The organism is Microbacterium phosphatis (assembly GCF_049177115.1).
Classification (GTDB): domain Bacteria; phylum Actinomycetota; class Actinomycetes; order Actinomycetales; family Microbacteriaceae; genus Microbacterium; species Microbacterium phosphatis.
This window is the reverse complement of record NZ_CP185370.1, coordinates 2,818,689-2,844,202: the sequence shown is the minus strand read 5'-3', so window position 1 is coordinate 2,844,202 and position 25,514 is coordinate 2,818,689. Positions and strand designations below refer to the sequence as shown.

Sequence of the window (25,514 nt, the reverse complement as noted above, 5' to 3'; positions counted from 1 at the left end):
CCCCCCGCCAGCACCGGAGCGCGCGCGTGGTCCGCGGTCTCGCGGCCGCGCTAGTCTCGACGCTGCTGGCGGCGACCTTTCATGGTGCCGCACAAGGCCATGCCGCCCCGCTGATGAGTATCTCGGCGGCGGTCGCGTTCGCCGTGCCGATCGCGACCGTGCTAGTCGGGCGGCGCCTGTCGCTGCCGCGATTGGCGGCAGCCGTGACCGCAAGTCAGGCGCTGTTCCACCTCATGCTCTCCGCAGGGTGGGATACCGTCACCAGTCAGGTTCCCACACCGGCCGGACACGTAATGCATGGGGCGGCCATGACGATGCCGGACGCGCCGCTGGGCGTGTCGGCTCACATGGATACGCGGATGGGGTTCTCTCATGTTGTAGCTGCCGTTGTGCCACCCTGGTGCTCGCATTCGGCGAACGGCTGCTGCTCATGCTGCTGGCTATCGTCACGGGGCGCCGTGCACGGCGGTTCGCCATGTTCCTCGAAGCGGCGCGCGTGCAGCGACTGCGCACACGCTTCCACACCCCGGATCTGGCGCGGCACCTGCAAACTCTCGGAGGAGCAAGGAGGCGAGGTCCGCCCGTCCGGGCGTGACCTCCCCCTCTCATCCCGCGCCGGGAGGATGCTCCCGTGCGCCCACAGAAAGATCCAGAACCATGTCACGGACATTCACACCTACTATCCGGCGCGCGTCGCTCGCCCTCGTGGCCGCAGCAGCGGCCACTCTGCTGGCGTCCTCGCCCGCTGCAGCTCACGACAATCTGCTCGACTCGAGCCCTGCCGCGGGAGAGACCGTCACGGCCCTCGACGCGGTCACGCTCAGTTTCAGCGGCGAGCTGATCGACTTCGAGCAGACCAGCTATGCGCAGGTTCAGGGGCCTGACGGTCTTTACTACGAGACATCCTGCTCGACCATCGACCTCAACATTCTCACCACCCCGGTCGCCCTCGGCGACGCCGGCACGTACACGATCGTCTGGAACGCGGTCTCCAGCGACGGACACCCCATCTCAGAGTCGTACGACTTCCAATACGCGCCCGCGGCTGACGCGGAGCCCGCGCTCGGCTGGGACCAGCCCGCCTGCCGCAACGAGGAGACGCGCGTTCAGCCGGGCGCCGAGCCGACACCGGATCCGACGGCCACGGCCGACGATGAGGCGGCGACGCCGGATCCCGAGCCCACCGCGAGCGACGCGGCGACGCCAGCCCCCGACGGTGCCGGTGAGGGTGCGGTCGTCCTCGCCGTCGCTGGGGGCGTCTTCCTCGTCGCAGCTCTCGGGGCAATAGCTGTCTGGGCGGTTCGGGCTCGCGCACGCCGCAAGGGATAGCGTTCGCCCGCGTCTGCGGCATCGCCCGGGCCTCCTGCCGTGAGGGAGAGTTGACAAGATCCGAGCGACATCGAGGGAGGGTCGGGTCCGCCACCAACGTCCTCGAACCGCGGAAAGTCAAGGCGAACGCATCCCAACGTAGGTGAGAGCAGACCGCCGGGAAGGGTTCAAATCCCACCGTCACCGCCATCACGAAGGCCCCGATACCCCTGAGAAATCAAGGGCATCGGGGCCTTCGTCATATCCGGCGCGGGCACCCGGAGGCGCCCGCGCGGACGGACGCGACTAGTGCGCGTCCTCGGTGACCGGCGTGCGCCGCAGCGCGCGCGACGCGAGGGTCACGATGCCGACGATCACGAGACCGAGCGCGAGGCCGGCGACCGCGGACAGCGCGGTGTCCACGATCCACACGACGACCGCGCCGGCGGCTTCGATCGCATGCGTGATGGCGTGCACCACGTCGTAGGGCGCGTGCCAGAAGGTCTCGGCGAGGTTCGCGATGACGAGGTGTCCGCCGACCCAGAGCATCGCCACCGTTCCGATGACGCTGATCACCCGGAAGACCGCGGGCATCCCGGCGACGATGCGCGCACCGGTGCGGCGGACCCTGCGCGAGGCGCTCTTCATGAGCCGAAGGCCGATGTCGTCGATCTTCACCAGAAGCGCCACGGCGCCGTAGACCGCCACCGTCATGGCGAATCCGATCACGAGCAGCGCGCCGAGCGTCATCCAGATCCCGAAATCGGCATCGAGGCTGGCGAGCGAGATGAGCATGATCTCGGTGCTGAGGATGAGGTCGGTGCGGATGGCTCCGAACACCAGCTTTCTCTCATCACGCGGCCCGTCGTCGGCCACCGCGTGGTGCATCCCGAACCACTCGAGCACCTTCTCCGCCCCCTCGAAGCAGAGGAAGCCGCCGCCGATGATGAGCAGATAGGGCAGGATCCACGGTGCGAACGCGGTGAGCAGGAGAGCGATCGGGATGATGATCACGAACTTGTTCACCAGGCTGCCGAGGGCGATCTTCCACACGACAGGCAGCTCTCGCGCCGGGGTGAGGCCCTGCACGTACTGCGGAGTCACCGCGGCGTCGTCGATGACCACGCCGGCGGTCTTCGCGCTGGCCTTCATGGCCGCGGCCAGGATGTCGTCAACGACGGCAAGAAGTCCGACGGACATGAGTGATTCTCCTCGAGTAGGGCTTCGGGATGACCGGCGGCCATCGAGGGGCGTCCCTCGTGACCGGGTGCCACCGCCATCGACGCTCCGGTTGGGCGGCGGCGGCTGACTCAACGGTAGCGTCACAACATTGCGGCGCCCGAGTGGCGAAAACATGATGCGTGCAATGTTTTGGTGTTAGCCTGGCCAGGTCTTCGGGCGCGTGCTGAGCGCCCGCCTGCGACGGACGAAAGTGAGATGACGATGGACGCCGCTCCGACGGTTCACGGTGTGCTCTCTCCTGCCGGACCGCGTCGCATGCGCGGCCCGGCGCGACGGCTCGTCATCGACAACGACTGGGCGGGCGATCCGGACGGCCTTCTGGCGCTGGCCCACCACCTTCTGTCGTCGGATCGCGTCGACGGAGTGACCAGCTCGCTCACGTCCCCGATGTTCCCCGGGGCCGACAGCGGGGCGGTTCGCGGCGTCGAGGCGGCTCGGGCGCTCATCGCCGTCGCGGCACCGGAGTCCGCGGGGCGCACCGCCGCCGGTGCTGAGCGGGCGGGAGGCGGGCCGTCCGAGGCGTCGCGGCTCATCGTCGACGCGGCGCGGCGCGACGATCCGCTGCCGCTGACCATCGTCTGCGCGGGGCCCCTCACCAACGTGGCAGCAGCGCTCGCCGAAGACCCGTCCATCGCCGCTCGCGCGCGTCTCGTGTGGGTGGGCGGCGCGGTGGGCGACGTCTTCGAATACAACCGCGACACCGATCCGGAGGCCGCCGCCGCGGTGTTCGCCACCGAGATCGCGATCGAGCAGTACCCCCTCGAGACCTATCGGGCGTGCACCTTCTCGCTGGCCGAGCTCGAGGCCGAGCTCACCCGCACCGCGGTGGGCGGGGCGGTCTGGGACGCGTTCACCGCCCTGGAGTTCCCGACCCGGTTCCCGGTGGGCGAGGTCTGGCATCTCGGCGACAGCCTCCCCCTGCTGGCGACCTCGCTTGCCGCCGGCGATCCGCCGTCGGCACCTCGCGTGGTGCACACCGAGGTCGACTTCCGCCTCATCGTCGGCGACATGGCCGCGAAGTTCGCGCTGCACGACCGACGCCTCGCGGGCGCGCCCACGCACTGACCCGTTCGCGGTGCAGGCGCCGTCGCGGGTTCGCCGCTCGCCGCGTAAGGGTTGTGATGCATAAGGGCATGACAACAGGCTGGTTCCATGACGACCACCCGCGAGCACGCCCGCACCCATGCCCTCGTCAGTGCGGGGTGCGAGCACGGATGGCTCACCGAATCGCGGCACGCCACCTCCGAGGGCGTGGTGCTCTATGTGCGGTGCAGTTCGTGCGGCGCGCGCCGCGTCGATCTCCTGCCGGCCGCGGTGGTCATCCCCGTGCCGCTGTCGGGCGTCGTCGCCGGCTGACCGCGCGGGGTCACCCCTCCTTGTCGAGGACGAGGTGGAACTCGACGAAGCCCTCGGGCTCGACACTGACGAACCCGAGGCTCGGGGCCTGCACCCCGTAGTCGGCGAAGGTGACGGGAATGCTTCCGGCGACCTCGGCGGTGCGGCCGTCGAAGGCCACCTGCAGCTCCGCGGTCACCGCCTGGGTGACGCCGTGCAGGGTCAGCTCACCCGCCGCCTCGACCGTCTGCTCACTGCCGGCCTCGGGTGCGGACGTCGCCTCCAGGGGCTCCGTGAGGGTGAACGTCGCGGTGGGGAAGTCGCTCACCTGCAGGGCGTTGTCGCGGAAGTACGCGTCGCGTGCTCCCTCGTCGGTCGCGATCGAGCCGACGTCGACGGTGACCGTCGCAGCGGTCACCGCGAGGGCGGCGACCTCCACCTCCGCCTCGACGTCCTCCGTGCGCCCGACGACAGTGACATCGGTCCCGTTCAGCACCTCGTCGACGCGGTAGCCGGCGAACGACCCCTCCGACGCCGCCCAGGATCCGTCGAGCCCCGCGAGCGGATCGCCCGCGGGCGCGGGACTCGACTCGGCCGCGGGAGTGGAGCCGCCGACGGTCGGGGCGGGAGGCGCCTCCCCTACGATCACGTCGCGATAGAAGGCGGGGCCGAACACCGCGGCGGCGGCACCGAGGGCGACGATGCCGCCGACCACCGCGACGATCACGGTCAGGCGGCGGTTGCCGCCGTGGCTGGGAGAGGGGGAGCTCATGACGGGATTGTGCCGTGCGGCCGCGCGCGGCGACCAGGGCTCACAGCGGATCCATCAGCGCCTCGCAGGCGCGACACGCCCGACCCCGGCCCCGGTTTGCCCGACCCCCGGGATCCACGTAATGTAATCCCTTGTCGCCGCCAAGCGGTGAGGTTGAGCCGGAAGGTTCCCACCCCAGGTCAGCGACAACCACCCCGATCAAGACCCACCTGGAAACAGGTGCGGTGCGGGGTGTTCTGAACGGGTTCCGGCCGGTTCGGGACGCGGTTCTCACCCCGGTGAGCACGGCGTGTCGGATTTGCGAAACGAACTCCGACAGGTAAGATAGAGAAGTTGCCCCGGAGGGCTGCGGCGGGAGTCGCAGGGCTGGGAGCATCCGATCCTTGAGAACTCAACAGCGTGCACTTGTCAAATGCCAAATAACCTCGTCGGCCGACTTTTGTCGGTTCGGCAAGATTCCTTTGGATCAATTTTGGAAGTCAGTAATGACATCCGTTTTGGTCAGCATCAAACTCGTTGCTTCCCCGTTTTCCCGGTGGTGGCAGCATTGTTCTTTTACGGAGAGTTTGATCCTGGCTCAGGATGAACGCTGGCGGCGTGCTTAACACATGCAAGTCGAACGGTGAAGCAGGAGCTTGCTCTTGTGGATCAGTGGCGAACGGGTGAGTAACACGTGAGCAACCTGCCCCGAACTCTGGGATAAGCGCTGGAAACGGCGTCTAATACTGGATATGCACCAGGAAGGCATCTTCTCTGGTGGGAAAGATTTTTTGGTTCGGGATGGGCTCGCGGCCTATCAGCTTGTTGGTGAGGTAATGGCTCACCAAGGCGTCGACGGGTAGCCGGCCTGAGAGGGTGACCGGCCACACTGGGACTGAGACACGGCCCAGACTCCTACGGGAGGCAGCAGTGGGGAATATTGCACAATGGGCGGAAGCCTGATGCAGCAACGCCGCGTGAGGGACGACGGCCTTCGGGTTGTAAACCTCTTTTAGCAGGGAAGAAGCGAAAGTGACGGTACCTGCAGAAAAAGCGCCGGCTAACTACGTGCCAGCAGCCGCGGTAATACGTAGGGCGCAAGCGTTATCCGGAATTATTGGGCGTAAAGAGCTCGTAGGCGGTCTGTCGCGTCTGCTGTGAAAACCCGAGGCTCAACCTCGGGCCTGCAGTGGGTACGGGCAGACTAGAGTGCGGTAGGGGAGATTGGAATTCCTGGTGTAGCGGTGGAATGCGCAGATATCAGGAGGAACACCGATGGCGAAGGCAGATCTCTGGGCCGTAACTGACGCTGAGGAGCGAAAGGGTGGGGAGCAAACAGGCTTAGATACCCTGGTAGTCCACCCCGTAAACGTTGGGAACTAGTTGTGGGGGCCTTTCCACGGTCTCCGTGACGCAGCTAACGCATTAAGTTCCCCGCCTGGGGAGTACGGCCGCAAGGCTAAAACTCAAAGGAATTGACGGGGACCCGCACAAGCGGCGGAGCATGCGGATTAATTCGATGCAACGCGAAGAACCTTACCAAGGCTTGACATATTCGAGAACGCTGCAGAAATGCAGAACTCTTTGGACACTCGTATACAGGTGGTGCATGGTTGTCGTCAGCTCGTGTCGTGAGATGTTGGGTTAAGTCCCGCAACGAGCGCAACCCTCGTTCTATGTTGCCAGCACGTAATGGTGGGAACTCATGGGATACTGCCGGGGTCAACTCGGAGGAAGGTGGGGATGACGTCAAATCATCATGCCCCTTATGTCTTGGGCTTCACGCATGCTACAATGGCCGGTACAAAGGGCTGCAATACCGCGAGGTGGAGCGAATCCCAAAAAGCCGGTCCCAGTTCGGATTGAGGTCTGCAACTCGACCTCATGAAGTCGGAGTCGCTAGTAATCGCAGATCAGCAACGCTGCGGTGAATACGTTCCCGGGTCTTGTACACACCGCCCGTCAAGTCATGAAAGTCGGTAACACCTGAAGCCGGTGGCCTAACCCTTGTGGAGGGAGCCGTCGAAGGTGGGATCGGTAATTAGGACTAAGTCGTAACAAGGTAGCCGTACCGGAAGGTGCGGCTGGATCACCTCCTTTCTAAGGAGCATCTGGCACCAGTTCTTCGGAGCTTTGGTGTCCAGGCGCCAGTCCGAGACCGAATGTGTCTCGCTGGTAGCTCATGGGTGGAACATTTGACATGCCGTCAGCGCTGCTGACTGGAACTAGTACGACTCGCTTGCGGGTTGGGAACGTTCTGGTGAGCGAAGCGGGTCGGCTGCACGCTGTTGGGTCCTGAAGGACCGGATCATTTCGATCCCTCCTTCTGGGCCTCTTCTGGTCCCTGCCGTTGGTGGGGGGAGGGAGGGGTTCCGCCCGTACTTTGAGAACTACACAGTGGACGCGAGCATCTTTAAAGATAGCGAACGTAGATCATTTATGGTTTACGGCTCATGTGATTTCAAGTCTTTAAGAGCAGACGGTGGATGCCTTGGCATCTGGAGCCGAAGAAGGACGTAGCAATCTGCGATAAGCCTCGGGGAGCTGATAAGCGAGCCCTGATCCGAGGATGTCCGAATGGGGAAACCCCGCCAGGATCAACACCTGGTGACTCCCGCCTGAATATATAGGGCGGGTAGAGGGAACGTGGGGAAGTGAAACATCTCAGTACCCACAGGAAGAGAAAACAACAGTGATTCCGTGAGTAGTGGCGAGCGAAACCGGAAGAGGCTAAACCGGGCGTGTGTGATAGCCGGCAGGCGTTGCACGTTCGGGGTTGTGGGACTCACCTGACTTTTCTGCCGAAGAGTCGACGTGACAGCAGCGTATAGACGAACGGTCTTGAATGGCCGGCCAGAGTGGGTGGAAGCCCCGTAGTCGAAATGCGTGTGCTGGCGTGGAGAGTATCCCAAGTAGCACGGGGCCCGAGAAATCCCGTGTGAATCCGCCAGGACCACCTGGTAAGCCTAAATACTCCCAGATGACCGATAGCGGACAAGTACCGTGAGGGAAAGGTGAAAAGTACCCCGGGAGGGGAGTGAAATAGTACCTGAAACCGTCTGCTTACAAACCGTTGGAGCACCCCTGGTAGGTGTGACAGCGTGCCTTTTGAAGAATGAGCCTGCGAGTTAGCGATACGTGGCGAGGTTAACCCGTGTGGGGTAGCCGTAGCGAAAGCGAGTCTGAATAGGGCGATTCAGTCGCGTGTCCTAGACCCGAAGCGAAGTGATCTATCCATGGCCAGGCTGAAGCGACGGTAAGACGTCGTGGAGGGCCGAACCCACTTAGGTTGAAAACTGAGGGGATGAGCTGTGGATAGGGGTGAAAGGCCAATCAAACTTCGTGATAGCTGGTTCTCTCCGAAATGCATTTAGGTGCAGCGTTGCGTGTTTCTTGCCGGAGGTAGAGCTACTGGATGGCCGATGGGCCCTACAAGGTTACTGACGTCAGCCAAACTCCGAATGCCGGTAAGTGAGAGCGCAGCAGTGAGACTGTGGGGGATAAGCTTCATAGTCGAGAGGGAAACAACCCAGACCACCAACTAAGGTCCCAAAGCGCGTGCTAAGTGGGAAAGGATGTGGAGTTGCTTTGACAACCAGGAGGTTGGCTTAGAAGCAGCCACCCTTGAAAGAGTGCGTAATAGCTCACTGGTCAAGTGATTCCGCGCCGACAATGTAACGGGGCTCAAGCACGCCACCGAAGTTGTGGCATTGACATTTATAGGTAGGCCTTCGTGGTCCAGCCGTGTTGATGGGTAGGAGAGCGTCGTGTGGCGAGTGAAGCGGCGGTGTGAACCAGCCGTGGACGCCACACGAGTGAGAATGCAGGCATGAGTAGCGAATGACGTGTGAGAAACACGTCCTCCGAAAGACCAAGGGTTCCAGGGTCAAGCTAATCTTCCCTGGGTAAGTCGGGACCTAAGGCGAGGCCGACAGGCGTAGTCGATGGACAACGGGTTGATATTCCCGTACCGGCGAAGAACCGCCCAAGCTAATCCAGTGGTGCTAAGCGCCCGAAACCATTCATCGTCGCCTTCGGGTGACACCGGGTGGTGGAGCGCGCGACCCCATGCTGGTGCGGTTAGCGTATTAACAGGTGTGACGCAGGAAGGTAGCCCATGCCAGGCGATGGTTGTCCTGGTGCAAGTGCGTAGGCCGAGAGATAGGCAAATCCGTCTCTCATTCAGGCTGAGACACGATGCGGATGAAAAGTGGGTGATCCTATGCTGCCAAGAAAAGCATCGACGCGAGGTTCCAGCCGCCCGTACCCCAAACCGACTCAGGTGGTCAGGTAGAGAATACCAAGGAGATCGAGAGAATCGTGGTTAAGGAACTCGGCAAAATGCCCCCGTAACTTCGGGAGAAGGGGGGCCCAGCTCGTATTAGGACTTGCTCCGAAAGCGTGTGTGGGCCGCAGAGACCAGTGGGTAGCGACTGTTTATTAAAAACACAGGTCCGTGCCAAGTCGCAAGACGATGTATACGGACTGACGCCTGCCCGGTGCCGGAAGGTTAAGAGGACCGGTTAGCCGCAAGGCGAAGCTGAGAATTTAAGCCCCGGTAAACGGCGGTGGTAACTATAACCATCCTAAGGTAGCGAAATTCCTTGTCGGGTAAGTTCCGACCTGCACGAATGGCGTAACGACTTCCCAACTGTCTCAACCGCGAACTCGGCGAAATTGCATTACGAGTAAAGATGCTCGTTACGCGCAGCAGGACGGAAAGACCCCGTGACCTTTACTACAGCTTGGTATTGGTGTTCGGTGTGGCTTGTGTAGGATAGGTGGGAGACTTTGAAGCAGTGACGCCAGTTACTGTGGAGTCGTTGTTGAAATACCACTCTGGTCACTCTGGATATCTAACTTCGAACCGTGATCCGGTTCAGGGACAGTGCCTGGTGGGTAGTTTAACTGGGGCGGTTGCCTCCCAAAATGTAACGGAGGCGCCCAAAGGTTCCCTCAACCTGGTTGGCAATCAGGTGGCGAGTGTAAGTGCACAAGGGAGCTTGACTGTGAGACTGACAGGTCGAGCAGGGACGAAAGTCGGGACTAGTGATCCGGCAGTGGCTTGTGGAAGCGCTGTCGCTCAACGGATAAAAGGTACCTCGGGGATAACAGGCTGATCTTGCCCAAGAGTCCATATCGACGGCATGGTTTGGCACCTCGATGTCGGCTCGTCGCATCCTGGGGCTGGAGTAGGTCCCAAGGGTTGGGCTGTTCGCCCATTAAAGCGGTACGCGAGCTGGGTTTAGAACGTCGTGAGACAGTTCGGTCCCTATCCGCTGCGCGCGTAGGAAGTTTGAGAGGATCTGACCCTAGTACGAGAGGACCGGGTTGGACGAACCTCTGGTGTGTCAGTTGTCCTGCCAAGGGCACCGCTGATTAGCTACGTTCGGGATGGATAACCGCTGAAAGCATCTAAGCGGGAAGCCGGCCTCAAGATGAGACTTCCATACCTTCGGGTGAGAGGCTCCCAGCCAGACTACTGGGTTGATAGGCCAGATGTGGAAGTGCAGCAATGCATGCAGCTGACTGGTACTAATAAGCCGATGACTTGATAACACCTCGCTTTCCTTTGAAGCGCCCGCGTCCACTGAGTGGTTCTCGATGTACGGTCGAGAATCAGCAACACACATTTTCATAGTGTGCTATTGATTTCGGAACACATCCATAGTGTTTCGGCGGTCATAGCGAGAGGGAAACGCCCGGTCACATTCCGAACCCGGAAGCTAAGCCTCTCAGCGCCGATGGTACTGCAGGGGGGACCCTGTGGGAGAGTAGGACACCGCCGGACTTCTTTTACCAAAAAGGCCACCCAACGCTGGGTGGCCTTTTTGCATTTCCCGGGGTCTGCCAAGATGGCACCCATGAGCGATCAGCGGCCGACCCGCACGATCGGCGGGATCCTGCGCCAGCCCTTCGCGTCGGGCTTCCTGCTGACGCTCGGCGGCCTCGCGGCGGTGGCACTCGGCATCGCGATCGTGAACCTCTCGACCGTGCTGGTGTACATCGCCTTCGCGTTGTTCATCGCCCTCGGCCTGAACCCGCTCGTCGAGCTGCTGCAACGGCGCGGCCTGAAACGGGCGTGGTCGATCGCCATCGTCTGCGCCGGTGTGTCCGTGGTGCTCACCACCATCCTGCTGCTGGTGATCCCGACGGTCGTCGACCAGGTCGCGCAGTTCATCCGCAGCATCCCCGAGCGGATCGCCGCCTTCGAGCGCTCGGACGCCTACCTCTGGCTCGCCGATCAGTTCGGCGACCAGGTGGGGACGTTCCTCGATGAGGCCCAGACCTTCCTCACCAACCCGGCGAACCTCGCGGCCATCGGCGGCGGGGTGCTGCAGGTGGGCGCCAGCGTGGCCACCGGTCTCTCCGGCATCGTGATCGTGATCGTGCTGAGCCTGTACTTCCTGGCGTCGCTGCCCAGCATGAAGGTGGGGCTTGTGCGCCTCGCTCCGGCGCGCAGCCGGGAGCGGGTGCTCGACATCGCACAACGGATCGCGGCGTCCATCGGCGCCTACCTCGGCGGCATGGTTGTGCTCGCCTTGGTGAATGCGGTCTTCGTCTTCCTGCTCCACCTTGCGCTCGGGCTGCCGTTCCCGCAGCTCATGGCGGTGCTCGCGTTCTGCATCACGCTGATCCCGCTGGTGGGCTCCGTGGTGTTCTGGGTGGTGGCGACGGCCCTCGCCCTGGCCACCAGTCCGCTGACCGCGTTGATCTTCGCCGCCGTCTATCTCGTCTACATGCAGCTCGAGGCGTACCTGCTGACCCCGCGGGTGATGAGCCATGCGATCGCGGTGCCGGGGGCCCTCGTCGTCATCGGGGCGCTGGTGGGGGGCACGCTGCTCGGGCTGCTGGGCGCGCTCGTCGCGATCCCCGTGACCGCGTCGATCCTGCTCATCGTGAAGCAGGTCGTCATCCCCCGGCAGGACGCGAAGATCGCGACCTAGCCGCCGGCGGTGAGGACGGCCACGCACACGCCGAAGACGATGATCGGCGTCGCCGCCACGCTGATGAGCAGGCCGGTGCCGAGGCCGCGGGTGCGCGCGAAGAACATGCACACGATGCCGGCCACGGCGACGACCACCATGGCGATCAGCGCGTAGCCGAGCGCGATGCCTGATGAGTAGTCGTTCAGGGCCGCGTCGATGGCGTTCGCCACGAAGAACAGGGCGACCGGCAGGACGATGCCGAGCGCGATGCCCACCGCCACCCAGGCGCCGAACGACCATCCCCACAGGCGCGGCGCGGGCGCGGGGGTGGGCGCCCACCCCGGGGGCGGGGGCTGCTGCGCGTAGGGCTGCTGCGCGTAGGCCGGGGGCGCGGGCTGCTGTGCGTACGGCTGCTGCCCGTACCCCGGCGCGGCCTGCGCCCCCTGCGCCGGGGCGGGTGGCAGGGGCGGCATCGGCGGCACGGGAGGAACCGGCGGCACGGCGGGGCGTTCGTCCTCGGGGCCGGGGCCGGGGGCTGGCTGGTCAGGCGTGCTGTTCACGAGGGGCGGTCCTCTCTTGCGGGGCGGCGACGGAAGTGGAGACCGGGGCGCGGAAGCGTCCGGTGCGGATCATCCAGATGATCCGGGCGAACAGGATCGGCAGCGTCACGGCAAGGAAGAGCTGCGGCCGCGACAGGCCCAGCCACACGACCTCGTTGCCGCGGACGAACTCGATCAGGAAGCGGAAGACCCCGTAGGCGGCGACGTACAGCGTGAGCAGCTCGCCCGGGGCGATGGGGCGCCAGCGCAGCCAGAACCACAGCAGGGCGAACGCGGCGGCGTGGAAGGCGATCTCGTAGACGAAGCTCGGGTGCAGCGGCACCCCGGCGGGGCCGCCCGTGTAGGCGGCGGCCTCGGGGGTGAGCACCAGGCCCCAGGCCGATCCGGTGGGGGTCCCCGGCTTCTCCGTGAGGAGGCAGCCGATGCGCCCGATCGCCATCGCCAGAGCGACGGCGGGGGCGAACAGGTCGCCCGACCGATCCGGATAGCGGACGATCCGCTTCGCGACGTGCACACCCAGCCACGCACCCACCAGCGCCGAGAGCATCGAGGCGTTGCCGAAAGAGAGCTGCTCGAGGAGGGTCAGGTTCTTCGTCGGGTCGAGGTGCTGCGCCCAGGTGCCCAGCCGCGCCAGCACCGAGGCGCCGACGAGCGCCCCGAGCACGAGGTACCAGATGCGGTGGTCGGTGACCCCGCGGCGGCGGCGCTCGATGAGGAAGACCACACCGGCGGCCAGCATGCCCAGCGCCACGAACACCGAGTGGGTGTCGAGAGGCGGGCCCCCGCCCAGCAGATCCTGCAGCGTCGGGAACACGGTCAGCCCCCGAACAGCCGGATGAGCATCAGGATCCACAACGGGACCGCGGCGGCGGCGAGCACCGCGACCACCGACAGATAGGCCAGCACCAGGCGCGTGTCGCCCAGCTTGCAGCGCGAGCGGAGGAGGCCTCGGCGCCGCGCCTTGGCGTAGCCCGCGATCGCCACGAGGGAGAAGCCGAGCAGGGCCAGCGGTCCGAGGATCACCGTGATCAGGGCGACCGTGGTGAACACGCACAGCTTCAGCGGATCGAAGGCGGCGGGCGGATCGCCGACGCTCGCGTCGAACTGGTTCAGGTGGTCGTACGTGCTCATGACAGCACCGGCAGCTGGACCCGCCCCGTCGCGCGCACGTCGCCGAGCGCCGCGGCCGGGGTGCCGGTCGCGGTCGACAGGCGTCGGCGGCCCAGCGGCGCCCACGCCTGCACCGCGCAGAAGGGTGCGCACTGGTGGGCGTCGGTCGTCTCGTTGACCGTGGCGACGTGCACGCAGCACTGGATCAGGCGCTCCTCGATCATCGTATTGATGTCCATAAAGGGCTTGATGGTGATCCGCTTGACGCGCTCGCCCATCATCTTCCGCAGGCGCTGGTGCTGACCGGGCAGCTGCGATGCCGCCAGCGTCGCGAGCGTGCCGATGCCGAGGTCGCAGCTTGTGCAGATGTCCTTCCAGATGTCGACCATGGACGGGTGCGACAGCGACGACTGCTCGCTCAGCAGGTCGAGCAGCGAGGTCTTCACGACCTCCCGGATCTTCTTGTTCACCCCGGAGTCGGCGATCCGGTTGGCGAGCAGATCCGGTTCGAGATCGAGGAAGTCCTTGAGGCGGTCGTGGCCGATCAGCCCCACCAGCGACTTCCACTCGCCGGAGTCGTCCTCGAGGAGGTAGCCGACCGAGCAGCAGTGCGGGTGGCTGCAGGGAAGGGCCGTGAGGTCGCGCCAGGTGACCTTGCCACCGGTCTGCGCCTCGAGGCGCTTCAGCACCCCGCCGTGGGTGAGGCGCGCATCCGGGTCGACCCCCGCGGAGCGGCCGGATCCGAACACGGGCTGGATCGTGACGCCGCCGACGAAGGGCGTGTCCATCGCGCGCTGGATGACCGCGCCGATCTCGTCGTCGTTGACGCCGAGGGCCGCGGTCATCGTGAGCGTCGTGAAGACCCCCGCGGCGGAGAGCCGCTCGAGCGCGCGCTCCTTGAAGCGGCGGATGTCGGCGCCGCGGTGATAGGCCGACGCCTCCTTCGACTCGCCGTCGTACTGCAGGTAGATCTCGACCCGCTGGCGGTGCTTTTTCAGCACCTCGACGAACGCGTCGTCCTGCGCGATCCGGAGGCCGTTCGAGTTGATCAGGATCCGCACCACCGGCCGGGCGACGAGGTGGTCGAGGAGCTGCTCGAGCCAGGGGTACAGCGTCGGCTCGCCGCCCGAGAGCATCAGCACGTCGATGCGGTTGTTCTCGCGGGCGAGCCGCGCGTCGACCGAGGCCAGCACCTCGGCCAGCGGCGCCACCGCGCTCGCCGCGGGGCTCGACTCGGCGAAGCAGGTGGGGCAGCGCAGGTTGCAGTGGTCGGTGATGTCCTGGAGAAGGATGCAGGTGTGCTGCGTCTGCATCGCCGGCAGGCCGTCCTCGTAGGCCGAGGGGATCGGCTTGAAGTTGCCCATCACGTCCGGCGTGTGGGCCTTGGTCGGCGCCGTCCACTGCTCGAGGTAGCTCAGGATCTCGGCCGACTCGTCGTAGAGCGTGCGGATCAGGCCGTGATCGGGACAGCCGCGCTCGAGCCAGACCACCCCGTCGCGGTCGGCCAGCCAGCCCGACAGCCGCCGCACCTCCGCGAGCGGGCGATCCGGATCCTCCTCGTTGCAGCGCGGGCAGAAGGCGTTGACGTAGCGGTGCACGCGGTAGTCGCGCAGCGGCATGCCGGAGGACGGGGCCTGGGTCATGCGCTCAGGGTATTGCCCGGGCGCCCGCGCGTGCGTCGGACATCCTGTGGCGACCTAGGCTCGGAGCATGGCGCTTCCCGCAACGATCCACACGTTCACCGTCCAGCTGGCGGACGTCGACCGCGGGGTGTACGACGAGCTGAGCCTGCGCATCGCGCGGCACCCCTCCGAGACCGAGACCTACATGATGACCCGTCTGCTCGCGTACTGCCTCGAGTACGAGGAGGGCATCGCCTTCAGCGACGGGCTGTCGCAGACGGACGAGCCCGCCGTGCTCGTGCGCGACATGACCGGATCGATCACCGCGTGGATCGAGGTCGGGGCGCCCGACGCCGACCGGATCCACTTCGCGTCGAAGGCCGCGGGCCGGGTGGCCGTCTACACGCACCGCGACCCCGCGAAGGTGCTCGCCTCGTGGGCGGGCAAGAAGATCCACCGCTCCGAGGATGTTGTGCTGCACTCGTTCGACGACGGGCTGGTCGAGGGCGCCGTGGCGGCGCTGGACCGCCGCAACACCATGACCCTGTCGGTGACCGAGCGGCAGATCTACCTCGAGCTCAACGGCGCGCACCTCAGCGGCGCGGTCCACGAGCACCGCATCGAGTGAGCTCGCCCGACCGGCGAGACGACGAACGCCCCGGCGCGGCTGGCCGGGGCATTCGTCGTCGGATCAGTGCTGCGGGGCGTTGGCGGCTGCGAGCAGCTGGTCGATGGCCTCGGGCGGGAAGCCGTCGCCGGCGATCATGCCGACGCGCCCGATCGGGAACGACCCCATCATCTGCATCATGTCGACACCCTCGGGCATGACCGACGAGGCGCCGTCGAGCAGGCCGCCGCCCATCTGCGCGAGCGCCTGCTGCACGATCGGTCCGGCCACCGGGTGCGCGATCACCTCGGCCAGCGACGACTCGCGGCTCAGGGGCGTCGTCTGGGCGTCGCCCTCGACGGACACCGTCGCCCGGGCCCGGAGGTCGCGACTGGAGGCCGCGACGTCGACGACATAGTCGCCGCCCTCGACGGTCCACGCCTGCGCGCGCACGTTCCAGTACGCGAGATCCTGGCGGCGCACCGCCATCACCACCTCGCGGCTCTCCCCCGCCTCCAGCGCCACCGAGGCGAACGCCTTGAGCTCGCGCACGGGGCGCTGCACGTCGCTGGACGGAAGCGACGTGTAGACCTGGACGACCTCGCGCCCTGCGACCGCGCCCGTGTTCGTGATTGTGACCCGCACCTCGACGTCGCCGTCGGCGCCGACCGACGCCGTCGCGTCCCCGTACGCGAAGGTGGTGTAGGAGAGGCCGTGGCCGAACGGGTAGGCGACCTCGAGCTCGCGGGCGTCGTACCAGCGGTACCCCACGAACAGGCCCTCGCCGTAACGGACGTGCCCGTCGAGGGCGCCGAAGCTCAGGTACGCCGGGGTGTCCGCCAGGCGCAGCGGGATGGTCTCGGTGAGCTTGCCGGAGGGGTTCACCTCGCCGAAGAGCACGTCGGCGGTCGCCCCGCCCCCGGCCTGGCCGAGCAGCCAGCCCTCGACGATCGCGGGGACGCGGTCGGCGAAGGGAAGCGCGACCACGCTGCCGTTGGAGAGCACCACGACGGTGCGGGGGTTCACCTCGAGCACGGCGTCGAGCAGGGTGAGCTGCTCGGACGGCAGGTCGATGTGCTCGCGGTCGTAGCCCTCCGACTCGGCCGCCGCGGGGAGACCGAGGAACACGACCGCCACGTCCTGGGCCGCCGCGAGCTCGACCGCGGCCGCGCGCAGCTCGGCGGCGTCGGCGGTGTCGCGCGGGCTGATCGTGAAGCCCTGGGCGTACGCCGTGTTCTCGGCGCCCGCGTAGGCGGCGATCTCGTCGAGAGCCTTGTCGAGCCGGGTGGGGCTGATCATCGACGAGCCGGCGCCCTGGTACCGCGGGTTCTCGGCGAACGCGCCGATGACCGCGACGGAGGCGGTGCGGTCGAGCGGCAGGATCCCGCCCTCGTTCTTGAGCAGCACGATCGCCCGGCCGGCGGCCTCGCGGGCGAGGGCGTGATGCGCGTCCACGTCGAGCGGCCCCGCGATCGTACCGGCGGTGGCCTGCGTCTTGCGGACGAGGTCGAGGACGCGACCGGCGGCGACATCGACGACGCCCTCGTCGAGCGAGCCGTCCTTCACCGCGGCGACGATCTCGGCATCCGTGCGGCCGCCGGAGGACGGCATCTCCAGATCCATGCCCGCGGCGATCGAGGGCACGCGCTCGTTGACCGCGCCCCAGTCCGAGACCACCAGGCCCTCGAACCCCCACTCCTCGCGCAGCACCTGCGTCAGCAGCCACGGATCCTCCGACGCGTAGACGCCGTTGATCCGGTTGTACGAGCACATCACCGTCCACGGCTGGGCGTCCTCGACCACACGCTGGAAGCCGCGCAGGTAGATCTCGCGCAGCGGGCGCTCGTCGACGTCGCTCGAGGAGCGCATGCGGTCGTTCTCCTGGTTGTTCGCCGCGAAGTGCTTGAGCGAGGTGCCCACGCCCTTCGACTGGATGCCCCGGACCAGCGCCGCACCGAGCACGCCCGAGACGAGCGGGTCCTCGGAGAGGTACTCGAAGTTGCGCCCGCACAGCGGGGAGCGCTTGATGTTGATGCCGGGGCCGAGCAGCACGCCGACGTTCTCGATCGCCGTCTCGACCCCGAGCGCCTCGCCGACGCGGGTGACGAGCTCGGTGTCCCAGGACGAGCCGAGGCCGACCGCGGGCGGGAAGCAGGTCGCAGGGACGCTGTCGCCCAGGCCGAGGTGGTCGCCGCCCTCGCGCTGCTTGCGCAGGCCGTGCGGGCCGTCGGTGACCATGATGGGCGGGATCCCGGCGCGGTCGACGGGCTTTGTGTACCAGAAGCTCGCGCCGCTGGTCAGGGAGGCCTTCTCCTCGAGCGTGAGGTCGGCGACCGATGCCGGCAGGGGGGTGGGGGTCGAATCTGTCATGATCTCTCCGGTTTCGTGTGGGTGACGTATGCGAGGGGGCCGGCGTACGTCAGCGGGTCGCCTTGATCGGCCAGACGGCGAAGGCGCCGAGGACGCTGAGGCCGATGCCCACGGGGAACAGCCCCGCGTAGCCGAAGACCAGCACGATCGCGCCGGCGACGGCGGGGGCGAGGGTCTGCGGCAGGGTCGCCGCGATGTTCACCACGCCCAGGTCCTTGGCGAACGACTTGGCCGAGGGCAGCACCTCGCTCATCAGCGCCGTGTCGACGGCCTGGAACATGCCGAACCCGAGGCCGACGAGGAAGGTCATGAGCATCCACGCCTCCATCGTGGGGAAGACCCACGGCAGCAGCATCGCGAGGCCCAAGACGAGCGAGGAGCCGAACACGAAGGGCTTCCGGCGGCCGATCCTGTCCGACAGCGGCCCGGAGACCACGGTCGAGATCAGGATGCCGCCGAGGCTGATCAGCCCCAGCAGCGGAATGACCGTCTGCGGCGCCGCGACGCCGATGTAGTCGGTGAGGATGAACAGCTGGTACCCGGTGACGGCGAAGTAGCCGGTGTACAGCAGCAGGCGCCCGGTGAATGCCCAGAAGAAGTCGGGGTGCGCGATCGGGCTGACCCAGAACGTGCGGAGGAAGTCGCCGATGCGGAACGGCTCGCGGGCGAGGGTCGTGCTGGGGTGATCGGGGTTGAACGCGACGAACAGCGTCAGCACGACCACCGAGATCGCGGCGAAGGTGATGTAGCCGGCCGTGATGCTCTCGAAGAAGAGCGCCGCGACGATGGATCCGCCGAGCGATCCGATCATCAGCCCGAGCCCGGACAGCGCGGCGAAGGTGCCGCGGCGGGCGAGCGGGACGCGGTCGGGCAGGATCGCGCTGAGGGGGCCCTGCGTGAAGTTGTACGACACCTGCACGAGCACCCAGGCGATCGTGATGCCGACCAGGGTGTTCGCGAACGCCAGCCCGATGAGCGACAGCGCTCCGGCGAGGGCGCCGATGATGATCCACGGCGCGCGGCGCCCGAAGCGGGTGCGGGTGCGGTCCGAGATCTGGCCGGCGACGGGCTGCGCGATCATCGCCGCGAGGGCGCCGATCGTGGCCACGATCGCGAGGTTGGCGACCTTGTCGGCCTCGCCGAACAGCACGGTGATCTGCTGCGGCAGCAGGATTCCCGGCACGGCGCCCCAGATCAGGAACACACCGAGGTTCGCGGGGATGATCCATCCGAGCAGTCGGCGCAGACCCGTGCGGGGCGGCGGCGGATCGTCGTTGCCCGCCGCGGTCGCGAGGAACGTGTTCTCGGTCATCGGGGTGGGCGAGGCGGGTGGCGCAGACGGCGTTGTCATGTGCGGTCCTTCGGGTGGGTGAGGGCGATCGACGGTGATCGCGTGAAAACCGTATGCCATTTGGTTTTGAACATCAAGCGCCATTCGGTTTACTGGTCCCATGACCCCAGCGCCCCAGGACCGACGCGGCGCCTACGCGAAAGGCGTGGCCAAACGCGAGGAGATCCTCCAGACCGCGCTCGAGGTCATCGCCCGCGAGGGATATCGCGGGGCGTCGGTGAAGGAGATCGCCGAGGCCGTGGGCCTCAGCCAGGCCGGCGTGCTGCACTACTTCGACAGCAAGGAGGAGCTCTTCACGGAGGTGCTCCGCCGGCGCGACAACCTCGACCGGGCCGACTTCATGCCGGGCGAGGGCTGGCCGGGCGGCTTCGAGGGGATGCGCGAGTCGTTCGTCGAGGTGATCCGGCACAACGGCGACGTGCCGGGCCTGGTCCAGCTGTTCTCGCGCCTGGCCGTCGACGCCGCCGATGCGACCCACCCCGCCCACGCGTACTTCATCGAGCGCGGACGGGAGCTGCGCGAGGGGCTGTCGACCGTGATCGCCGAGCAGCAGCGGGCCGGGGCGATCACCGACCGCATCGACGCCGAGACGCTCGCGCGCGTCCTGCAGGCCGTCGCCGACGGGCTGCAGCTGCAGTGGGCGCTCGAGCGGGACGTCGACATGGCCGCGACGATGGACGCGCTCTTCGCCGCCCTGCTCACCGAGGGCGGCCCCGCCCGCGACGCCTGATCAGCCGCGCAGCAGGCCGCGGAGCGCGCCGATGGTGTCGGCCTGCTCGGCGGGCTTGTCGGGGCGGTAGGCCTTGACCCGCGCGAAGCGCAGGGCGACGCCGCCCGGGTAGCGCGACGAGCGCTGCACGCCGTCGATCGCGATCTCGACGACGGTCTCGGGGCGCACGTGCACCGCGTGGGCCGAACGGTGGGTCTCGATCGTGGGGAAGTGCTCGGTCTGCCACCGCAGCGTGGCATCGGTCAGGCCCTTGAACGTCTTCCCCACCATCACGAAGCCGCCCGGCTCGCCGAACGCGCCCTCCGGATCTCGCGCGCCCAGGTGCAGGTTCGAGAGCATCCCGGTGCGGCGCCCGGAGCCCCATTCGACGGCGAGCACCACCAGGTCGAACGTCAGCACCGGTTTCACCTTGAGCCAGCTCTTGCCGCGACGCCCCGCCGCGTAGGGCGAGTCGAGCGCCTTGACCATGATGCCCTCGTGCCCGGCGGCGAGGGCCTCCCGGGCGAACTCCTCGGCGCGCTCGGCGTCGGAGGTGACGACTCCCGGCATACGCAGCGCGCCCACGACGTCCTCGAGGATCGCGAGGCGGGTGGACAGGGGCTCGTCGATGAGGTCGCGCCCGTCGACGTGCAGGATGTCGAAGAACCAGGGGCGCAGCGCGATGGCCGCCGCGGTCTCGGAGCCGAAGCGGGCCATGGTGTCCTGGAAGGCACGCGGGGCGCCGTCCTCGTCGAGCGAGAGCGTCTCGCCGTCGAGGATCACCCGCTCGACGGGGAGCGCGCGCACGGCCTCGACGAGCTCCGGGACACGCGCGGTGACCTCGGCGAGGCTGCGGGTGTAGACGTGCACCTCGTCGCCGTCGCGGTGCACCTGGATGCGCGCGCCGTCGAGCTTGTACTCGACCGACGCGGTGCGGTCGAGCGTGGCGACCGCCTCGGATGCGGTGGACGCCGTGGAGGCGAGCATGGGCATCACGGGCCGGCCGACGCGGAGGCCGACCTGCTCGAGATCGGCGGGCGATCCCGTCAGCGCGATCCGCGCGGTCTCGCCCAGGTCGCCCGACAGCATCGCCGCCCGTCGCACCGCCGGCGCCGGGCGCTCGCCCGCCGACGCGATCGCGTCCAGCAGCACGCCCTCGAGCGCGCCGGTGCGCAGCTCTCCCAGGATGACGCGCGAGAGGAAGCCCCACTCGGTGGCCGTCGCGGCGCGCGCGAGCGTCTCGAGCTGCTGACGACGCGCGTCGACGGATCCTGGCCCGGATGAGGCCGCGATGCGCTCGAGCGCCGCGTCGACGTCGAGGATCGAGAGGGCCGGCTCCTCGGCATGCGGGACCGCCAGGCCCGTCAGCCCTCGCCATCCGACGCCGATGCGCCCCTGCCGCGGGCTCGCGAGGAGGAAGCCGATGGCCGGCGCGGTCTCGTCGTCGTCGAGCTCGCGCAGCACCTCGGCGAGGGCGGCGACCTTCTTGAGGCGGGACGACGTGGCGGCGACCGCCTCGGTCGCCTGGACGAGCTCGCTCAGCAGCATGCCGCCATTGTCCGCCGGGCCGCCGACATCCGGCAGGTGCTGGACATCGGCGCCGCGAGCGGCAAGGGGATCACGGAGCCGGCATCACCAGCGAGAGCAGCATCACCCAGACGCAGACCACGCCGAGCATCGCGAGGCTCCAGCCGATGACCGCGCGCAGGATCTCCCCCTCGCGCCCCGTGAGCCCCACGGCTCCGGCGGCGATCGCGATCGACTGCGGCGAGACGAGCTTGGCCACCGCGCCACCGGATGTGTTGGCGGCGACCAGCAGCGTCGGATCCACGCCGATGCCCTGCGCGGTCACCGTCTGCAGGCCGGCGAAGAGCGTGTTGTTGTTCACGACCGATCCGGTGATGAAGACGCCGAACCAGCCGATCACCGGCGCGAACAGCGGGAAGATGAAGCCGATCTCCGAGATGGCCGTGCCGATGCCGGTCGAGCCGCCCGAGTGGTTCGCGACGTTGGCCACGATCAGCACGAGCGCGATCAGCACAATCGGCTGCCACAGCATCTTCAGCGTCGCCCCCAGCTCGCGCCACAGATCCGCCGAGCGCAGCTGGGGCGTCGTGAAGAACGAGATGAGGACGGCGACGAGGATCGCCGTGCCGGTCGCGTTCACCGGCGTCCACTCCCAGACGGTCGCGACGGGCTCGTCCTTGCCGAAGGGCACGATGACGCCCGTGACGCCCGGGATCGGCACGCGCGCGACGAGCCACGACAACGGCCCGTCGACAGCGAACAGCGACTTGAACCACGGCAGGCTCCACACGAACACCACGCCGGTGAGGATGTAGAACGGGCTCCACGCGACCACGACGTCGCCGAACGTCTGGTTCGTCGCGGTGGGCTCCGGGGCGCCCTCCTCGCGGTAGATCCGCTTCGGCTTCCAGGCGCGGCCCACGGCGAAGACGACGACCATGGTGAGCAGACCCGGGATGATGTCCGCGAGATCCGGGCCCAGGAAGATCAGGATCGCCGCCTGGCTGATCGAGAACGCGAGCGAGACGCTCAGGGTCATCACGAACGTCTCGCGGATGCCGCGGAAGCCGTCGAGGATCAGCACCAGCAGGAACGGCGTCACGAGCGCCAGGATCTGCAGGACGATCACCATCTGCAGCGACAGGCTCGCCAGGTCGACCCCGCCGACCTGCGCGCCGACGATCACCGGGATGCCGATCGCGCCGTAGGCGCCGGCGGCGACGTTGGCGACCAGCGAAACCATGGCGGCCTTCACCGGCGAGAAGCCGAGCTGGACGAGCAGCGCGGCGCAGATCGCGATCGGCACGCCGAAGCCCGCCGCGCCCTCGAGGAACGCGCCGAACGCGAAGCTGATCAGCAGCACCTGCACGCGCTGATCCGGCGAGACCCCCGCGATCGACGCGCGGATCACATCGAACCGGCCGCTGGCGACCGTCAGGCGGTAGAGCCACACCGCCATGACGATGATGTAGGCGATCGGCCAGACCGACGTCTGGATGCCCGCGAGGGCGGCCCCCGCGATCGATCCGGCCGGCATGCCGAACGGCCACGCCGCGATGGCCATCTGCAGCACGCTCGCGATGATGCCGGCGGTGATGCCGCGCATCTTGAAGACGACCAGGCACACCAGGAACACCAGGATGGGGACGGCCGCGACCAGGGCCGACAGGGCGATGTTGCCGAGCGGATCGATCTGCTGGTTCCACATGCGGCACACGGTAGCGGGGCACACGTGCCCGTGGATAGAGGCGGATCAGCCCGAGCGGACCCCGGCGAGGAACGACGCGAAGCGCTTCTTGAGCCCGGTGAACGGCGGCCGGGCGAGCGCGAGGGTGTCGAGCGCGTGGCCGCGGCGGACGACGGGCTTCACGTGGCTGAACGTGTCGAACGAGTACCGGCCGTGGTACGCGCCCATGCCGCTGGCGCCCACACCGCCGAACGGCAGCTGCGGCGCGCTGATCTGGATGAGCGGCGCATCGATCGCGACCCCGCCCGACGAGGTGCGGGTCACGAACGCGCGCCGCGTGCGCGCCGAGGCCGTGAAGACGTAGAGCGCCAGCGGCTTGTCATGCGCGTTCACGTGCGCGATCGCGGCGTCGACCGAGGGCATCGCGACGATCGGCAGGATCGGGCCGAAGATCTCGTCGGTCATCAGCGCCTCGTCGTCGGCGCTCGCGCGCACCACGGTGGGGGCGATGTAGAGCGTCTCGGCGTCGACCTGCCCGCCGACCAGCACGTCGGCTTTCTCGAGCGCCGCCGTCAGGCGCCCATACTGGCGCGCGTTGACCACCCGCCCGTAATCGGGGCTCCGCGACGGGTCGGCGCCGTGCATCTCGGTCACGGCGCGCCCGATGGCGGCCGCGAGGGGGGCGACACGATCGGGCGTGGTCATCACGTAGTCGGGCGCCACGCAGGTCTGACCGGCGTTCAGGTACTTGCCCCATGCGATCCGCCGTGCGACCTGGTCGAGGTGGGCGTCGTCGTCAAACCATGCGGGCGACTTGCCGCCGAGCTCGAGGGTGACGGGCGTGAGGTGCTCGGCCGCCGCGCGCAGGACGATGCGCCCGACGGCGCCGTTGCCCGTGTAGAAGATGTGGTCGAACCGCTGGGCGAGCAGTTCGGTGGTCTCGTCGACCCCGCCCTCCACGACCTTCACCGCCCCCGGATCGAGGTAACGCGGGATCAGGTCGGCAAGCGTCGCCGAGACCGCCGGCGCCAACTCGCTCGGCTTCAGCACCACGGCGTTGCCGGCCGCGATCGCGCCGATGAGCGGCGCGAGCAGCAGCTGCACCGGGTAGTTCCACGGGGCGATCACCAGCACCACGCCGAGCGGCTCGGGCAGCAGGCGCGCGGACGCCGGCTGCAGCGTGTAGGGCAGCAGCGCGCGGCGGCCCCGCATCCAGCCGCGCAGACGCCGGCGCGTGTAGGCGATCTCGGTCTGCAGGATCCCCGTCTCGGTGAGGCGCGTCTCGGTGGGGCTCTTGTGCAGGTCGTCCCACAGGGCCTGCTCGATGCGGCCGGTGTGATCGCGCAGCAGGCGGCTCAGCGCGTCGAGCTGGGCGAGCCGCCACCGCAGCGGGCGGGTCGCGCCCTGGTCGAACCGGGCACGGGCGGCCGCGACGGCGCGCGCGATGGGGGCGTCGGTCTGCGTGTCGGCGATGGCGCTCATCCGCTCACCCTAATCAGCCGCGGGCCGACGGTGGCGGCGCTCGAGGTAGCGCATCGACTCGGCCGAGGACGACACCAGCGCGCGCAGCGACCCGCCGGGGAGCGCGCGCGGGTGGCCGGCGGGCAGGTAGGCGCGCAGCAGGGCGTCCGAGATGTGGTGCGCGGTCTCGCGCAGCAGGTCGATCGTGCGGCGGGGCGAGGATGCGTCGTTCGGGATCACGGCGCCGAGCGCGCCGACCACAACGCCCTCCGAGCCGCGGACGGGCACCGCGAGCCCGCGCGAGGCGGGGTGGATCCAGCCGTCCGCCCGCGCGAACCCGCGTCGCCGCGTCGCCTCGACCTCGTCGCGCAGCGCCTCGGCCGTCCGCGGCCCCGCGGGGGTGGCCTGCCGGATCCCCTGCGCGACGACCTGCTCGAGCAGGCCCGGCTCGCCGAACGCGAGGAACACCAACCCGCTCGAGGAGTGCTGGATCGGGATCCGCCCGCCGACGATGGATCCGTTGACCACGGCATCCGGGGCGGAGATGCGCTCGAGGATGAGCACGTCGGTGTCGATCCGCACGGCCAGCTGCACGTGCTGCCCCGCGGCATCGTGCAGGCGCCGCAGATACGGCTCGGCGATCTCGCGCAGCCCCAGCGCGCCGGGCGTCTTGCTGCCGATCTCCCACAGCCGGTTGCCGAGGCGGTAGGTGCGCCCGGCCGCGGGCTCGAGCAGGCCGTGCGAGACCAGCTCGGCGGCGATCCGGTGCACCGACGACATCGGGATGCCGGATCGCTGGTGGATCTGCGTGAGGGAGAGGAAAGGCGCGTCCGTCGTGAACGCATCGAGCACCGCGAGGGTGCGTGTGAGCGCCGACGTGCCGTCCGAGGACTTCGCCATGACGGTGTTTCCTTTCAACGGAACGCACGCTACCGAGGTCGCGCC

At 67.7% G+C, this 25,514-nt stretch carries 18 protein-coding genes and 3 rRNA genes; 9 read left to right on the top strand and 12 right to left on the bottom strand.

Annotated features, from left to right (window positions below):
• The first annotated feature begins 657 nt into the window (after positions 1–657).
• Positions 658–1,329, top strand: coding sequence for a copper resistance CopC family protein (locus ACOKGD_RS13600; RefSeq protein WP_342335560.1), 672 nt, complete (start codon positions 658–660; stop codon positions 1,327–1,329).
• Between the two features lie 285 nt (positions 1,330–1,614).
• Here the strand turns inward: ACOKGD_RS13600 and ACOKGD_RS13595 are convergent, their stop codons facing one another.
• Positions 1,615–2,508 (bottom strand): DUF808 domain-containing protein, encoded by an 894-nt coding sequence (locus tag ACOKGD_RS13595; RefSeq protein WP_342335559.1) that lies wholly within the window; start codon positions 2,506–2,508, stop codon positions 1,615–1,617.
• Between the two features lie 237 nt (positions 2,509–2,745).
• Here ACOKGD_RS13595 and ACOKGD_RS13590 point away from each other — a divergent pair, with 237 nt between their 5' ends.
• Both ACOKGD_RS13590 and ACOKGD_RS13585 read left to right on the top strand, forming a co-directional pair.
• The gene (locus ACOKGD_RS13590; protein WP_342335558.1) at positions 2,746–3,615 is read left to right on the top strand and encodes a nucleoside hydrolase; all 870 of its coding nucleotides are present in this window, start codon (positions 2,746–2,748) and stop codon (positions 3,613–3,615) included.
• Between the two features lie 87 nt (positions 3,616–3,702).
• The gene (locus tag ACOKGD_RS13585; protein WP_342335557.1) at positions 3,703–3,906 is read left to right on the top strand and encodes a hypothetical protein; all 204 of its coding nucleotides are present in this window, start codon (positions 3,703–3,705) and stop codon (positions 3,904–3,906) included.
• 10 nt (positions 3,907–3,916) lie between these two features.
• On the opposite strand, the gene ACOKGD_RS13580 is transcribed toward ACOKGD_RS13585, so the two are convergent.
• Positions 3,917–4,657: a YceI family protein gene (locus tag ACOKGD_RS13580; protein WP_342335555.1), complete on the bottom strand. Its 741-nt coding sequence runs from the start codon at positions 4,655–4,657 to the stop codon at positions 3,917–3,919.
• A 554-nt stretch (positions 4,658–5,211) separates the two neighbouring features.
• Between ACOKGD_RS13580 and ACOKGD_RS13575 the strand changes: the two genes are divergently transcribed.
• From ACOKGD_RS13575 to ACOKGD_RS13560, 4 genes are all read left to right on the top strand, one after another.
• Positions 5,212–6,736, top strand: a 16S ribosomal RNA gene (locus ACOKGD_RS13575).
• Positions 6,737–7,095: 359 nt separating this feature from the next.
• A 23S ribosomal RNA gene (locus ACOKGD_RS13570) occupies positions 7,096–10,195 on the top strand.
• A gap of 115 nt (positions 10,196–10,310) precedes the next feature.
• Positions 10,311–10,427: ribosomal RNA gene (gene rrf / locus ACOKGD_RS13565) — 5S ribosomal RNA — on the top strand.
• Together the 16S, 23S and 5S rRNA genes form the textbook arrangement of a ribosomal RNA operon.
• A 73-nt stretch (positions 10,428–10,500) precedes the next feature.
• Entirely contained in the window at positions 10,501–11,583 is a 1,083-nt protein-coding gene (locus ACOKGD_RS13560; protein WP_342337890.1) for an AI-2E family transporter, read from the top strand.
• Here ACOKGD_RS13560 and ACOKGD_RS13555 read toward each other — a convergent pair.
• The 4 genes from ACOKGD_RS13555 to ACOKGD_RS13540 all read right to left on the bottom strand — a co-directional run bounded on the left by ACOKGD_RS13555 (position 11,580) and on the right by ACOKGD_RS13540 (position 14,878).
• Positions 11,580–12,038, bottom strand: coding sequence for a hypothetical protein (locus tag ACOKGD_RS13555; protein WP_421355064.1), 459 nt, complete (start codon positions 12,036–12,038; stop codon positions 11,580–11,582). The genes ACOKGD_RS13560 and ACOKGD_RS13555 overlap by 4 nt on opposite strands.
• Before the next feature lie 70 nt (positions 12,039–12,108).
• The gene (locus ACOKGD_RS13550) at positions 12,109–12,939 is read right to left on the bottom strand and encodes a prolipoprotein diacylglyceryl transferase (protein WP_342337888.1); all 831 of its coding nucleotides are present in this window, start codon (positions 12,937–12,939) and stop codon (positions 12,109–12,111) included.
• Between the two features lie 2 nt (positions 12,940–12,941).
• A complete protein-coding gene (locus ACOKGD_RS13545; protein ID WP_342337887.1) occupies positions 12,942–13,256 on the bottom strand; it encodes a hypothetical protein in 315 nt (104 codons plus the stop codon).
• The gene (locus ACOKGD_RS13540) at positions 13,253–14,878 is read right to left on the bottom strand and encodes a radical SAM protein (protein WP_342337886.1); all 1,626 of its coding nucleotides are present in this window, start codon (positions 14,876–14,878) and stop codon (positions 13,253–13,255) included. Before ACOKGD_RS13540 ends, ACOKGD_RS13545 begins: the two co-directional genes overlap by 4 nt.
• A 67-nt stretch (positions 14,879–14,945) precedes the next feature.
• Between ACOKGD_RS13540 and ACOKGD_RS13535 the strand changes: the two genes are divergently transcribed.
• Positions 14,946–15,485, top strand: a complete 540-nt coding sequence (locus tag ACOKGD_RS13535) for a YaeQ family protein (RefSeq protein WP_342337885.1) — start codon at positions 14,946–14,948, stop codon at positions 15,483–15,485.
• Between the two features lie 63 nt (positions 15,486–15,548).
• Here the strand turns inward: ACOKGD_RS13535 and ACOKGD_RS13530 are convergent, their stop codons facing one another.
• Positions 15,549–17,834: a glycoside hydrolase family 3 C-terminal domain-containing protein gene (locus tag ACOKGD_RS13530; protein ID WP_342337884.1), complete on the bottom strand. Its 2,286-nt coding sequence runs from the start codon at positions 17,832–17,834 to the stop codon at positions 15,549–15,551.
• A 49-nt stretch (positions 17,835–17,883) separates the two neighbouring features.
• Positions 17,884–19,146, bottom strand: a complete 1,263-nt coding sequence (locus ACOKGD_RS13525) for an MFS transporter (RefSeq protein ID WP_342337883.1) — start codon at positions 19,144–19,146, stop codon at positions 17,884–17,886.
• A 139-nt stretch (positions 19,147–19,285) separates the two neighbouring features.
• On the opposite strand from ACOKGD_RS13525, the gene ACOKGD_RS13520 reads away from it, so the two are divergent.
• Positions 19,286–19,915, top strand: a complete 630-nt coding sequence (locus ACOKGD_RS13520; protein WP_342337882.1) for a TetR/AcrR family transcriptional regulator — start codon at positions 19,286–19,288, stop codon at positions 19,913–19,915.
• Here ACOKGD_RS13520 and ACOKGD_RS13515 read toward each other — a convergent pair whose 3' ends face one another.
• The 4 genes from ACOKGD_RS13515 to ACOKGD_RS13500 all read right to left on the bottom strand — a co-directional run bounded on the left by ACOKGD_RS13515 (position 19,916) and on the right by ACOKGD_RS13500 (position 25,469).
• Positions 19,916–21,442: an ATP-dependent DNA ligase gene (locus ACOKGD_RS13515; protein ID WP_342337881.1), complete on the bottom strand. Its 1,527-nt coding sequence runs from the start codon at positions 21,440–21,442 to the stop codon at positions 19,916–19,918. It abuts the gene before it with no gap.
• 70 nt (positions 21,443–21,512) lie between these two features.
• Complete coding sequence (locus ACOKGD_RS13510; RefSeq protein WP_342337880.1) at positions 21,513–23,129, bottom strand: L-lactate permease; 1,617 nt, start codon at positions 23,127–23,129, stop codon at positions 21,513–21,515.
• Between the two features lie 45 nt (positions 23,130–23,174).
• Positions 23,175–24,590 carry an aldehyde dehydrogenase family protein gene (locus ACOKGD_RS13505; RefSeq protein WP_342337879.1) on the bottom strand — a complete coding sequence of 472 codons (1,416 nt, stop codon included), beginning with the start codon at positions 24,588–24,590 and terminating at the stop codon, positions 23,175–23,177.
• 9 nt (positions 24,591–24,599) lie between these two features.
• Positions 24,600–25,469 (bottom strand): IclR family transcriptional regulator, encoded by an 870-nt coding sequence (locus ACOKGD_RS13500; RefSeq protein WP_342337878.1) that lies wholly within the window; start codon positions 25,467–25,469, stop codon positions 24,600–24,602.
• Positions 25,470–25,514: the final 45 nt, after the last annotated feature.

Excerpts from the sequence above, each read along its gene's own strand:
- ACOKGD_RS13600 (WP_342335560.1), top strand. The coding sequence starts at position 658 with ATGTCACGGACATTCACACCTACTATCCGGCGCGCGTCGCTCGCCCTC.
- ACOKGD_RS13595 (WP_342335559.1), bottom strand. The coding sequence starts at position 2,508 with ATGTCCGTCGGACTTCTTGCCGTCGTTGACGACATCCTGGCCGCGGCC.
- ACOKGD_RS13590 (WP_342335558.1), top strand. The coding sequence starts at position 2,746 with ATGACGATGGACGCCGCTCCGACGGTTCACGGTGTGCTCTCTCCTGCC.
- ACOKGD_RS13585 (WP_342335557.1), top strand. The coding sequence starts at position 3,703 with ATGACGACCACCCGCGAGCACGCCCGCACCCATGCCCTCGTCAGTGCG.
- ACOKGD_RS13580 (WP_342335555.1), bottom strand. The coding sequence starts at position 4,657 with ATGAGCTCCCCCTCTCCCAGCCACGGCGGCAACCGCCGCCTGACCGTG.
- ACOKGD_RS13560 (WP_342337890.1), top strand. The coding sequence starts at position 10,501 with ATGAGCGATCAGCGGCCGACCCGCACGATCGGCGGGATCCTGCGCCAG.
- ACOKGD_RS13555 (WP_421355064.1), bottom strand. The coding sequence starts at position 12,038 with ATGCCGCCCCTGCCACCCGCCCCGGCGCAGGGGGCGCAGGCCGCGCCG.
- ACOKGD_RS13545 (WP_342337887.1), bottom strand. The coding sequence starts at position 13,256 with ATGAGCACGTACGACCACCTGAACCAGTTCGACGCGAGCGTCGGCGAT.
- ACOKGD_RS13540 (WP_342337886.1), bottom strand. The coding sequence starts at position 14,878 with ATGACCCAGGCCCCGTCCTCCGGCATGCCGCTGCGCGACTACCGCGTG.
- ACOKGD_RS13535 (WP_342337885.1), top strand. The coding sequence starts at position 14,946 with ATGGCGCTTCCCGCAACGATCCACACGTTCACCGTCCAGCTGGCGGAC.
- ACOKGD_RS13530 (WP_342337884.1), bottom strand. The coding sequence starts at position 17,834 with ATGACAGATTCGACCCCCACCCCCCTGCCGGCATCGGTCGCCGACCTC.
- ACOKGD_RS13525 (WP_342337883.1), bottom strand. The coding sequence starts at position 19,146 with ATGACCGAGAACACGTTCCTCGCGACCGCGGCGGGCAACGACGATCCG.
- ACOKGD_RS13520 (WP_342337882.1), top strand. The coding sequence starts at position 19,286 with ATGACCCCAGCGCCCCAGGACCGACGCGGCGCCTACGCGAAAGGCGTG.
- ACOKGD_RS13515 (WP_342337881.1), bottom strand. The coding sequence starts at position 21,442 with ATGCTGCTGAGCGAGCTCGTCCAGGCGACCGAGGCGGTCGCCGCCACG.
- ACOKGD_RS13510 (WP_342337880.1), bottom strand. The coding sequence starts at position 23,129 with ATGTGGAACCAGCAGATCGATCCGCTCGGCAACATCGCCCTGTCGGCC.
- ACOKGD_RS13505 (WP_342337879.1), bottom strand. The coding sequence starts at position 24,590 with ATGAGCGCCATCGCCGACACGCAGACCGACGCCCCCATCGCGCGCGCC.
- ACOKGD_RS13500 (WP_342337878.1), bottom strand. The coding sequence starts at position 25,469 with ATGGCGAAGTCCTCGGACGGCACGTCGGCGCTCACACGCACCCTCGCG.